Source organism: Actinophytocola gossypii (assembly GCF_025165815.1).
GTDB lineage: Bacteria > Actinomycetota > Actinomycetes > Mycobacteriales > Pseudonocardiaceae > Actinophytocola > Actinophytocola gossypii.
Window position 1 is genome coordinate 456,809 of the sequence record NZ_JAFFZE010000009.1, and the last position, 10,960, is coordinate 467,768.

Consider the following 10,960-nt stretch of genomic DNA (forward strand, 5'->3'; position numbering starts at 1 on the left):
GGATGGCGTACGGCACGACGACGCGGTATCACGACCGGAACGCCGAGAGGGGCGTTCAGGTCAGCGCAGGGTCAGCGCTCGCGTCGGAAAGAGCCGGTGCCGGAATCTCACACGCCAACGACCGTAGCCGACGCCCCGGCCGGCCGCATCCGGTTTTCCCCTGCGTGCTTGACAAACGGTGCGCCAAGATATGACATAGACGTCAGATTCAACTTTTGGTGACGGGAGTGCGCGACGATGCTCACGGGTCGGCAGTACAAGGAGTCGCTCAGGGACGGGCGGAAGGTCTACTTCGAGGGCCGGCTCGTCGAGGACCTGGAGTCCGAGCCCGCTCTCGCCGTCCCGCTGGAGGCGATCGCGGCCGGGTACGACAAGTACCACTCCGCCGATCCCGACGCGGTGAACCCGCTGACCGTCGCCCCGCGCAGCGCGGACGAGCTGCGCGAGCGCATCCCGGTCATCACCGAGATGGACCTGCTGCTCAACGTCACCTACCAGTCCCTGATGACGCTACTGGTCGCCGCCGGCCGGCTCGCCGACCACGCACCCGAGTTCGTGCCGAGGATCAACGCCTACGTCGAGGACGCCCGCCGCCGGGACATCCGGATCACCGAGTGCATCACCGACGCCAAGGGCGACCGCAGCCTCCCGCCCGGCAAGCAGTCGGACCCGGACGCCTACGTGCGCGTCGTCGAGCGCCGTGCGGACGGCGTGGTGATCCGCGGCGCCAAGCTGCACATCAGCGCCGCCGCGTTCGGGCACGACCTGATGGTCATGCCGACCAAGTCCATGAAGCCGGGCGAGGAGGACTACGCCATCGCCTGCGCGGTCCCGGTCAACGCGCCCGGCGTGCACATCACCAACACCACCTACCACCCGCGCGGCGGCGACCCGCGCGACTTCCCGGTCAGCTCCAGGGAGAGCATGCCGGACAGCGTGGTCATCTTCGACGACGTGTTCGTGCCGACCGAGCGGGTCTTCCTCGACGGGCAGACCGCCCAGGCCGCGGTGTTCGCGCACTCGCTCGGCCTGTGGGAGCGCCTCGGCGGGGTGTCCTTCATGGTCAACCAGGCCGACGAGCTGGTCGGGCTCGCGCACCTGATCGCCGAGGCCAACGGCACCGGCCGGGTCTCCCACGTCCGGGAGAAGATCGACGAGATGATGATCCACGCGACGCTGCTGCGCGCGGGTCTGGAGGCGGCGCTGCTGCACGCGCACGCCACCCCGGACGGCTACTACTACCCGGACGACATGTTCACCAACGTCGCCAAGTACCACGGCGCGGCGAACTTCAACACGATGGTCCGGCACCTGCACGACATCGCCGGTGGCGCCGTGGTCACCGCGCCGTCGATGTCCGACTTCGACAACCCGGACCTCAAACCGTTGCTGGACAAGTACCTTGGCACCGGCCCGGACGTCTCGGGGGAGTACCGCTCGAAGCTGTTCCACGCGATCCGGGACACCACCGCCGACGCCTACGGCGGCTGGCACCAGGTCACCAACCTGCAGTCCGGCGGCGGCCTCTACGCCCAGCGCCTGGTGACCCGCAAGAACTACGACATCCAGCGCGCCCGCGCGCTGGCACTGAAGGCGGCCGGGCTCTCGGGAGCCTGACGTGCCAGGTCAGTCGATCTCGCCGGCCGCCAGCCGCAGCCGCCGCACCAGGTCCCACACCTCGTCGGCCGCGGCGTCGTCGATGCCGAGCGCCAGCCGCTCGCCGATGTCCCGGGTGGCCGGGTGCACGACCTTGCGGCCGCGCGCGGTGATCTCGGCGAACGTGGTCCGCCGGTCGCTCGGATGCGGCACCCGCCGGACCAGGCCGTCGCGCTCCAGCCGGTCCACCAGGTTCGTCACCGCCGCCTGGTGGATCAGCAGCCGCTCGCGCATCCGGCCGAGCGCCATCGAGCCGCTGCGCGTCCAGGACAGCAGGAGCAGCACCTCGAACCGGGCGAACGTGAGCCCGTGCGGCCGCAGGATCCGGTCGATCCGCCCGGTCGCCACCCCGGCCGCGCGGATCAGGGCCGACGCCGCGTCGAACGCGGCCCGGTCGTCCGCGTCGAGGCCGGCCCACACCTGGTCCATCAGCGGACCATATCGCGGCGGCTCGCGGCCGGGCCGATGACCGCCGGCCGGGTCTGGGCGGACGCGGTCGCGCGCCACGGCCCGCGCGTGTTCCTGCGCGACGACGACCGGGACTGGACCTACGCCGAGTTCGACGCCCTGGCCCGCGCGGTCGCCGGCACGCTGCTGGCCCGCGGCGCCGGTCCCGGCGTCCCGGTGGCGGTCGTGCTCGGCTCCACCCCGGCGCACCTCGCGGTGCTGGTGGCGCTGTCCCGGCTCGGCGCCGTCGCGGTGCCGCTGGACCCCACCCGCCCCGAGCGCGAGCTGCGTGACCTGGTCCGCCGCGCCGGCGCGACGCTCGTGGTCGACGAACCCGTCGAGGGCGGCCCGCCCGTGCCAGCCGAACCGGCCGACGTCGGTGAGGACGACCCGTGGGCGGTCCTCTACACCTCCGGCAGCACCTCCCGGCCGCGTGGCGTTGTGGTCCCGCAACGCGCGTTCGACGTCACCGGCCGGGCACTCGTCGACGCGCACGCCTACACCGCTGACGACACCGTCCTCTGTGTACTCCCGCTGCACCACGCCTCGGCCACCCTGATGAGCTGGGCGCCCTCGGTCGCCGCCGGCGCGGCGCTGACCCTGGTCGACCGGTTCAGCGTGTCCCGGTTCTGGGATCTCGTTCGCGCCAGGCACGCGACCGTGACGATCGTGGTGCCGACCATCGCCGAGCTGCTGCTGACCCCGCCTCCGGCACCCGGCGACCGGGACCACCCGCTGCGGCTGCTGGTCACCCACTACGACGTGCCCGCGTTCCGCGACCGGTTCGGCGTCGAGGTCCGCACGCTCTGGGGGATGACCGAGACCAGCGGCCTCGGCCTCACCACCCGGCCTGGTGAGTCCACTTCGGACGGCGCCGTCGGCCGCCCGTACCCGCCGGACGCCCGCGTGCGCGTGGTCGGCCAGGACGGCGACGACGTGCCGCCCGGCGAGGTGGGGGAGCTGTGGTTCGCCCACCCCGCCGCGATGACCGGCTACCACGGCGAACCCCCGCCCGTCGACGGCTGGATCGTCTCCGGTGACCTGGTCCGCGAGATCCCCGGCGGCTACGCCTACGTCGGCCGGGCCAAGGCGGTGATCAAGCGCGGCGGCGAGAACATCTCCGCGCACGAGCTGGAGCGCGCCGTCGCCGGATGCCCCGCCGTGCGCGAGGTCGTCGTGGTGCCGGTGCCGGACCCGGTGTTCGTCGAGGAGGCGTGCGCGGTCGTCGTCTGGGCCGGTGCCGCCGACCCCGCCGGTCTGCGCGCGTATCTCGCCGATCGGCTCGCCGTCTGGCAGGTCCCGCGCTACGTCGCCACCTGGCCAGGGCCGCTGCCCAAGCTCGCCAACCACAAGGTCGACCGGCGCCGCGTGGCCGCCGGTGTCGACCCGGCCGCGGCCGACGACCGCGGCCCGCGTACGCACGCCGAGGAGGACGTCGATGTCTGAGGTAGTGGTGACCGGGGCCGGCGTGGTGTCCGCGCTCGGCCACGACGTGCCGTCGTTCCTGGCCGGCCTGCGTGCCGGCGAGGTCGCCATCCACGAGGCGCCGTGGGCGGACAAGGAGCACTTCGCCTGGTGGTCCGGGGTCCACGACTTCGACCCGGCCGCGTGGGTGGAGCCGTCCGTGGAGTCCGGCAGCGACCTGTTCGCGTTGTTCGCCGTGGCCGCCGCCGAGCAGGCACTGCGCCAGGCCGGGCTCGACACGCTCGACCCGCGCCGCACCGGGGTCGCCGTCGGCACCAGCATGGGCGGCACCCGTGCGCTGCTCAAGGCCCAGCACCAGCTGGAGACCGCCGGCCCGGACGCCGTGGACCGCAAGACGATGATCCGGATCTGGCCGAACATGGCCGCCGCCCAGCTCACCATGCGCCACGGGCTGCACGGCCCGTCGCTCACGTTCTGCACCGCGTGCGCGTCGTCGCTCGACGCCATCGGCTCGGCCGCCGACCTGATCCGCGCCGGCCGCGCCGACGTGGTCCTCGCCGGCGGCGCCGAGGGCGGCTTCGGTCTCCCCGACGGGCGGCCGGACGGCGACTTCGTGCCGGCGGTGTTCCACAGCCAGGCCGGGTACGGGGTCACCAACGGCGGGGCCGAGCGGCTGCGCGCGAGCATCCCGTTCGACGTGGACCGCAGGGGCATCGTCGTCGGCGAGGGCAGCGGCATGCTGGTGCTGGAACGGCGCGCCCACGCCGAGGCCCGCGGCGCCACGATCCTCGGCACCGTCACCGGCTACGCATCCCTGGCCGACGCGTACCACCCGTCCTCCCCGGACCCGACCGGCCGGTGGGAGGCGGAGACCATGAGCCAGGCCCTCGACGCCGCCGGCCTGGCACCGTCCGACGTGGACGCCGTCATCGCGCACGGCACCTCGACCCCCAAGGGCGACACGGCCGAGATCCGGGCCATCAACGAGGTCCACCCGGGCCAGGTCAAGGTCACCTCGATCAAGGGGAACCTCGGTCACCCCGGCGGCGCGGCCGGCTCGCTCAGCGTCGTCGCCGCGCTCGGCGCCCTGGCCGACGGGGAACTGCCGCACACCGCCGGCACGTCCACCGTGGACCCGGAGGCCGAGTTCGAGGTGGTCACCGGCAGGCCGGGCGCGATCTCCGGCGGGTACGTGCAGGTGAACGCGTTCGGCTTCGGCGGCCAGAACGCGTCACTGGTGCTCGGCCGTGACTAGCTTGCGCAGCGCGGGCTTGGAGATCTTGCCGGTCGAGGTCTTCGGCATGGTCTCGCGGACGGTCACCGCGACCGGGCGCTTGATGCTCGGCAGCCGGCCGCGGCAGTGAGCGAGCACCGTTTCGACGTCGACCGCGTCCCCCGGCCGGGGTGCGACGATCGCGTGCGGCCGCTCGCCCCACTCCTCGTCCGGCACGCCGACCACGGCGGCCTCCAGCACACCGGGCACCTCGTACAGGACGTCCTCGATCTCCTTGCTCGCGATGTTCGCGCCGCCGATGATCAGCAGGTCCTTCTTGCGGTCCACCAGGTACAGGTAGTCCTCCGCGTCGAGGTAGCCGACGTCGCCGGAGTGCAGCCAGCCGCCTCGGTATGTGGTGTCGGTCAGCACCGGGTCGTCCCAGTAGGACTCGAACAGCCACCGCCCGCGCATCACCACCTCGCCCAGCGTCCCGGGCGGCACCGGGCGGTCGTCCTCGTCGACGACCGCCAGCTCCACGCCGTAGGTCGCGCGCCCGCAGGAGGCGAGCACGCCCTCCCGCTCGGTGCCGACGACGTCGTGGTCGGCCTTCGGCAGCACCGCCGCGAACGAGCACGTCTCGGTCATCCCGTACGCCTGCACGAAGATCGGGCCGAACCGGTCGAGCATCTGCTTCACCCGGGGCGGCGGGATCGGCGCCGACGCGTAGCCGACCGTGGTGAGACTGCTCAGGTCGTACGGCGAGTCGTCGGCGGCGAGCAGCCGGAACAGCATCGTCGGCACCAGCTGGCTGTGCGTGACCCGTTCCCGCTCGACGGTGGCGAAGTACCGCTCGGCGTCGAAGTTCCGCACGTCACCGAACACCAGCCGGCCACCGGCCATCAGCACCGGCCCGAACACGTGGTTCACCGAGCCGGCCGAGTTGTGCGGGTACGACACCAGGTACCGGGACTCGCCGTCCACGCCGTACTCGTTCAGCACGGCCATCGCGTTGTCCATGGTCTGCTGGTGGGTGAAGAACACGCCCTTGGGCATCCCGGTCGTGCCGCTGGTGTAGAGCACACAGAACCCGGCGTCGTCCGGCACGTCGTCCGGCACGCGATCCGAGGCGGCGTCGGCGAGAAGTCGCTCGTAACCGTCGTCCAGGTCAAGCCACGCCTCCACCGGGGTGTCGCTCCCGGCGACCCGGGCGGCCTGCTCGCGGTGCGACCGGCCGACGAACACGACCCGGGAACCGCTGTGCCGCAACAGGTGCGCCACAGCGTCGTCGTCGAGGCGGAAGTCCAGTGGCACGAACACCAGGCCCGTCTTGGCCGCCGCGACCATCACCTCGACGCACTCGAGCCGGTTGTCGGTGACCAGCGCCACCCGGTCGCCGCGGGCGAAGCCTTTGGCGCGCAAGGCGTTCGCCAGCCTGGTGGTGCGCTCGTCGAACTCGGCCCAGGTGCGCGACCGGTCGCCGTCGACCAGGGCCACCCGGTCCGGGTGCCGGGTCGCGTGCCTGGTGACGAACGTCCCGTAGTGCATGCCGGAACGATATATCCGCCCTTTGAACTGTTCAATAGCCGTTCAGTCGTCGATGATCGGCCGAACCAGCTCGGTCAGCCGCCGGGTGTCGACCCGGGACAGCCCGTCGAGCCCGAATCCGACCTCGCGCAGCCTGCCGAGCGCGGTACGGGTGACGGCCAGTCCGCGCTCGCTCACCCGGACCCTGGTCACCCGGCGGTCGTCCTCGTCGTCGACGCGCTCGACGTAGCGGGCCCGCTCCAGCCGCGCCACCGTCCTGGCCGCCGTCGTCGGGTGCAGCTTCACCGCGTCGCCGAGTTCTCCCATGCCGAGCGGGGCCGGCCGGTCGGCGAGCCGGACCAGGATCTCCAGCTGGGCGAAGGTCAGGTCGTGCTCGGCGAGCACCCGCGCCATGGCCGAGGTGGCGATCTGCTGTCCCCGGGTCAACGCGGTCGCCGCGCTCACCTGGTGCACCGGGCCGGAATCGTGGGCGAGCCAGTTCCGGCGGCCCTCCTCGAGCGGGTCCATCGCCCCAACCTAGCAGAACAGAGATATCTGCTATACAAACCATTGAAAGCGCGTGTATTGGCCGAGAGGTAGGTGCGACGACGATGTTGCGGCACACGCTGGTGGAGCAGCTGCGGCTCAACGCCGAGGCGTTCCCGGACCGCCCGGCGATCGAGGTGGTCGGCGGACCCGCACTGAGCTACGCCGGCGCGCTGGACCGCACACTCGTGCTGGCCACCGCGATCCGCCGGCGCGGCGACGGTTCGCCGGTCGCGATCCTGCTGCGCAACGGTCCGGACGCGGTGCTCGCGTTCCTCGCCTGCCAGCTCGCCGGCGTGCCCGCGCTGCCGGTCAACAGCGCGCTGACCGCGAGCGAGATCGACTACATCCTCGACGACTCCGCCGCCGGCGTCCTGCTGCACGCCGGCCCGCCGCCCCCGCTCGCCCCGAAACGTCCTCCGGCCCTGATCGACGTGTCCACGCTGGACGGTCCGGGCGACGCGTGGGACACCTTCACCCCGAGCGACCCCGCCGACGTGTTCGTCATCGGCTACACCTCCGGCACCACCGGCTTCCCCAAGGGCGCCCGCTACGACGGCGCCGGTATGTACGTCCAGTACCTGCGCTGGGCGGTCCACTTCGGGATCACCTCGGACAGCACGCTGCTCACCGCCGGCCCGATGTTCCACAACTCCTACGGCGGCCTGTCGATCCTCGCGCTCATGGTCGGCGCGACCAACCGGGTGCTCCCCGCGTTCGACCGCCGCGTCGCCCACGACGAACTGGCCGAGCGGGCCACCTTCGCGTTCCTGGTGCCGTCCATGCTCACCCAGGTGCTCGACGAGTGGCGCGCCCGCGACCGCGCGCCGCTGCCGAGCCTGCGTTGCCTGCTGTCCTCCGGTGCCGCGGTCGACGCCGGCCTGCTCGCCGACGCGTTCGACGCGTTCCCCGGCGCCGTGGTCGCCGAGGCGTACGGGTGGAGCGAGGGCGGCTGGGTCACCCACGAGGTCAAGACGCGCGGCGCGGTGCTCCCGCAGTGCGTCGGCTGGCCGATGGTCGGCGCCGATGTCGCGCTGTTCGACGCCGACGGCGCCCGCTGCGGGCCGGGCGAGACCGGTGAGATCGGCGTGCGGAACGTGACACCGTTCCTCGGCTACGTCAACCCGGACAGTCCACTGGAGACCTCGGCGGACGGCCGCTACCTGCTCTCCGGCGACATCGGCCGGTTCGCCGACGACGGCCGCCTGCTGGTCGTCGACCGCAAGAAGGACATCATCGTCACCGGCGGCGAGAACGTGGCCTCCGGCGAGGTCGAACGCGCCATCGACGCGCATTCCGCGGTCCGCGAGTCCGCCGTGGTCGGCCGCCGCGACCCACGCTGGGGCGAGGCGGTCACCGCGGTCGTCGTGCTGGACGGCACCGCCGACGAACACGACCTGCGGGCGCACTGCCGGGAGCGGCTCGCCGGCTACAAGGTGCCGAAGACGTTCGAGTTCGTCGACGCGCTCCCGCGCAACTCCATGGGCAAGGTGCAGAAGTTCCTGCTCCGCGAGCCGAAGCCGTGACCCGGGTACTGGTCACGGGCCAGGGCGCCGTGTCGCCGCTGGGCATCGGCGTCGAACCGATGCTCGCCGGTCTCTGGGCCAACGAGGTCGCCATCGCGCCCGCGCCCTGGGCGCGCACCGAGGCCGACCCGTTCGCCTGGTGGGCCGTCGTGCCCGGGTTCGATCCGCACGACTGGATGGACGAACGCGTGGTCGCCGGCACCGACCTGTTCGCCCAGTTCGCGCTCGCCGCCGCGGTGCAGGCCGTCGCCGACGCCGGGCTGGACCGGCTCGTCCCGGAGCGCACCGCGGTCGTGCACGGCACCAGCATCGGCGGCGGCCGGGCGCTGCTCAAGGCCCAGCACCGGTACGAGACCGGGGGAGCGGCCGCGGTCGAGCGCAAGACCATGATCCAGATCTGGCCGAACATGGCCGCCGCGCAGATCGCCATGCGCTGGGGCCTGCACGGTCCACAGCTGACCGTCTGCACCGCCTGCGCGTCCGCGCTCGACGCGATCGGGCTGGCCCGTACCCTGATCCGCTCCGGCCAGGTCGACGTCGCCGTGGTCGGCGGCACCGAGGGCGGCCTGCCACTGGCCAACGGCGAGGCGGACGGCGACTTCGTGCCAGCCATGTACGTCGGCCAGGCCGCGTACGGGATGACCACCGCCGAGCGCGATCCCACTCGCGCGAGCCTCCCGTTCGACGTGCACCGTTCCGGGATCGTCACTGGCGAGGGCTCCGCCGCGCTCGTGCTGGAGTCCGCCGAGCACGCCCGTGCCCGCGGTGCCCGGGTGCTCGGCGAGGTCGCCGGATTCGCCTCGCTGGCCGACGGCCACCACCCGTCCTCGCCGAACCCGGAGGGTACCTGGGAGGCCCGCGCCATGCGGCTCGCCGCCGACGACGCCGGGGTGCCGCCGGACGCGATCGGCGCACTGGTCGCACACGCCACCGCCACGCCGAAGGGCGACGCCGCCGAGATCAACGCGATCAACGCCGTGCACCGCGACCGTCCGGTTCCGCTGCCCGTGGCATCCCTCAAGGGCCACCTCGGGCACACCGGCGCCGCGTCCGGCGCGATGGGCGTGCTGGCCGCCGCGCACGCGATGCGCACCGGCTCGTTCCCCAACACCGCCGGCACCCGCGACGTCGACCCCGCCGTCGAGTTCGACGTCGTCACCGGCGAGCCCGTGTCCCTGGACACGGAGTGCGTCCAGGTCAACGCGTTCGGCTTCGGCGGCCAGAACGCGTCGGTGGTCGTCCGCCGTCCCTGATGGAGTGAGCCTTGACACGGGCTCCAGCGCCACGCAAGATTTGACATCGACGTCAACAGCTAGTGGATCCGCGCATTCCCCACCGCCCCTTCTCGCGGACATAAGGACGGTTCTTCAATGAGGAAGACGACGCTCGCGGCGCTGGCCGCCGTCACTGCCCTCTGGCTCAGCGGATGCGAGGCGGCGCCGTCGGAGTCGGCGGCCGACTTCGGCACCGAGAACCCCACCGGTGAGCCCATCGTGCTGGGCGTCATGGCCCCGACCACCGGCGCCACCGCCTACCCGGACACCGCGTACGGCGCGCAGGGCGCGGAGTACTACGTCAACAAGGTCCTCGGCGGCATCGACGGGCGGCCGATCAAGCTCGACATCTGCGGCGGCGACGGCAGCCCAGAACACGCCATCAACTGCGCCAACAGCTACGTGTCCAAGAAGGTCCCCGCGGTCATCGACGCCTACGAGCCAGCGCTGCAGGGCGCGCTGCCGATCCTCGGCGCCGCCGGCATCCCGCTCATCGGCACGCTGGCCGGCACCGGCTCGGCGGACCGAGTCGAGTACGGCGCCGCGTTCTACTACACCGGCCCGACCGAGGTGAGCGCGCTCGGCTCGCTGACCATGCTGGACTCGATCGGGGTGAAGAAGGCGGCGCTCGCGGTCACCGACGCGCCGGCCTCGCACACCTACGTGGACGAGATCATCCGCCCGATCGCCGGCGAGCTGGGCATCGACGTCAGCATCCAGTACCCGCCTGGCAACGGCGCGAACTTCAGCGTGCTCGCCGCCACCCAGCTCGCCGAGGACCCCGACTCGACCGGTGTCATCGCGCTGCCGGAGGACTCCTGCACCGAGCTGTACAAGGCGATCCGCCAGCAGGGCTTCACCGACACCTTCTTCGCCGGCTCCTGCTCGAAGTTCATCAACGTGCTCGGCGGCGAGGCCGAGGGCGCGGCGACCCAGCCGAGGCTGTGGGTGCACGCCGCCCGCGACCACGCCCCGGACGAGGTGCGCCAGCAACTCGACGACTTCCAGAAGTCGATGGACGCCATCGGCCACGGCGACCAGCTCTCCACCCGCGCGATCTACGCGTTCGCCGGCGTGGTGAACACGGCCAAGGCGATCGGCACCATCTCCGGCGACGTCACCGCCGCGTCGGTCACCGATGCGATGAAGGGCCTCAAGGACTTCCCGACCTTCGCCGGCCCGAACGTCACCTGTGACGGGAAGGTCTGGCCCGGCATGCCGACCGCGTGCAGCAAGCAGGCGATCTTCTTCGAGGTGCAGTCCGACGGCACGCTCAAGTCGGTCGAGGAACAGGGCTACGTCGACCTCGACCTCTCGCTCATCCCCGACACCGCGTCCTGACCGTC

The 10,960-nt window shown here is 72.3% G+C and carries 9 protein-coding genes; 6 read left to right on the forward strand and 3 right to left on the reverse strand.

Translation table 11 applies throughout. The annotated features are described in order from the left end of the window. The first annotated feature begins 237 nt into the window (after positions 1-237). Positions 238-1,617 carry a 4-hydroxyphenylacetate 3-hydroxylase N-terminal domain-containing protein gene (locus tag JT362_RS10510; protein ID WP_260190901.1) on the forward strand — a complete coding sequence of 460 codons (1,380 nt, stop codon included), beginning with the start codon at positions 238-240 and terminating at the stop codon, positions 1,615-1,617. A gap of 9 nt (positions 1,618-1,626) precedes the next feature. Here JT362_RS10510 and JT362_RS10515 read toward each other — a convergent pair whose 3' ends face one another. Next, the gene (locus tag JT362_RS10515) at positions 1,627-2,085 is read right to left on the reverse strand and encodes a MarR family transcriptional regulator (RefSeq protein WP_260190902.1); all 459 of its coding nucleotides are present in this window, start codon (positions 2,083-2,085) and stop codon (positions 1,627-1,629) included. 36 nt (positions 2,086-2,121) lie between these two features. Between JT362_RS10515 and JT362_RS10520 the strand changes: the two genes are divergently transcribed. Both JT362_RS10520 and JT362_RS10525 read left to right on the forward strand, forming a co-directional pair. After that, positions 2,122-3,549, forward strand: coding sequence for a class I adenylate-forming enzyme family protein (locus JT362_RS10520; RefSeq protein ID WP_260190903.1), 1,428 nt, complete (start codon positions 2,122-2,124; stop codon positions 3,547-3,549). Then, positions 3,542-4,783 (forward strand): beta-ketoacyl-[acyl-carrier-protein] synthase family protein, encoded by a 1,242-nt coding sequence (locus tag JT362_RS10525; protein WP_260190904.1) that lies wholly within the window; start codon positions 3,542-3,544, stop codon positions 4,781-4,783. The genes JT362_RS10520 and JT362_RS10525 overlap by 8 nt, the downstream gene beginning before the upstream one ends. On the opposite strand, the gene JT362_RS10530 is transcribed toward JT362_RS10525, so the two are convergent. Next, a complete protein-coding gene (locus tag JT362_RS10530) occupies positions 4,760-6,289 on the reverse strand; it encodes a class I adenylate-forming enzyme family protein (protein ID WP_260190905.1) in 1,530 nt (509 codons plus the stop codon). The genes JT362_RS10525 and JT362_RS10530 overlap by 24 nt on opposite strands. Before the next feature lie 42 nt (positions 6,290-6,331). Beyond that, on the reverse strand, positions 6,332-6,796 hold the full coding sequence (locus JT362_RS10535; RefSeq protein WP_260190906.1) for a MarR family winged helix-turn-helix transcriptional regulator: 465 nt from the start codon (positions 6,794-6,796) through the stop codon (positions 6,332-6,334). A gap of 83 nt (positions 6,797-6,879) precedes the next feature. Here JT362_RS10535 and JT362_RS10540 point away from each other — a divergent pair, with 83 nt between their 5' ends. The 3 genes from JT362_RS10540 to JT362_RS10550 all read left to right on the forward strand — a co-directional run bounded on the left by JT362_RS10540 (position 6,880) and on the right by JT362_RS10550 (position 10,955). After that, positions 6,880-8,340, forward strand: a complete 1,461-nt coding sequence (locus tag JT362_RS10540; RefSeq protein ID WP_260190907.1) for a class I adenylate-forming enzyme family protein — start codon at positions 6,880-6,882, stop codon at positions 8,338-8,340. Then, a complete protein-coding gene (locus tag JT362_RS10545) occupies positions 8,337-9,593 on the forward strand; it encodes a beta-ketoacyl-[acyl-carrier-protein] synthase family protein (RefSeq protein WP_260190908.1) in 1,257 nt (418 codons plus the stop codon). Before JT362_RS10540 ends, JT362_RS10545 begins: the two co-directional genes overlap by 4 nt. Positions 9,594-9,710: 117 nt before the next feature. Further along, positions 9,711-10,955, forward strand: coding sequence for an ABC transporter substrate-binding protein (locus JT362_RS10550; protein ID WP_260190909.1), 1,245 nt, complete (start codon positions 9,711-9,713; stop codon positions 10,953-10,955). The last annotated feature ends 5 nt before the right edge of the window (positions 10,956-10,960 follow it).

Bases quoted from the DNA above. Each gene is read 5' to 3' on its own strand.
- JT362_RS10510 (WP_260190901.1), top strand. From the start codon at position 238: ATGCTCACGGGTCGGCAGTACAAGGAGTCGCTCAGGGACGGGCGGAAG.
- JT362_RS10515 (WP_260190902.1), bottom strand. From the start codon at position 2,085: ATGGACCAGGTGTGGGCCGGCCTCGACGCGGACGACCGGGCCGCGTTC.
- JT362_RS10520 (WP_260190903.1), top strand. From the start codon at position 2,122: ATGACCGCCGGCCGGGTCTGGGCGGACGCGGTCGCGCGCCACGGCCCG.
- JT362_RS10525 (WP_260190904.1), top strand. From the start codon at position 3,542: ATGTCTGAGGTAGTGGTGACCGGGGCCGGCGTGGTGTCCGCGCTCGGC.
- JT362_RS10530 (WP_260190905.1), bottom strand. From the start codon at position 6,289: ATGCACTACGGGACGTTCGTCACCAGGCACGCGACCCGGCACCCGGAC.
- JT362_RS10535 (WP_260190906.1), bottom strand. From the start codon at position 6,796: ATGGACCCGCTCGAGGAGGGCCGCCGGAACTGGCTCGCCCACGATTCC.
- JT362_RS10540 (WP_260190907.1), top strand. From the start codon at position 6,880: ATGTTGCGGCACACGCTGGTGGAGCAGCTGCGGCTCAACGCCGAGGCG.
- JT362_RS10550 (WP_260190909.1), top strand. From the start codon at position 9,711: ATGAGGAAGACGACGCTCGCGGCGCTGGCCGCCGTCACTGCCCTCTGG.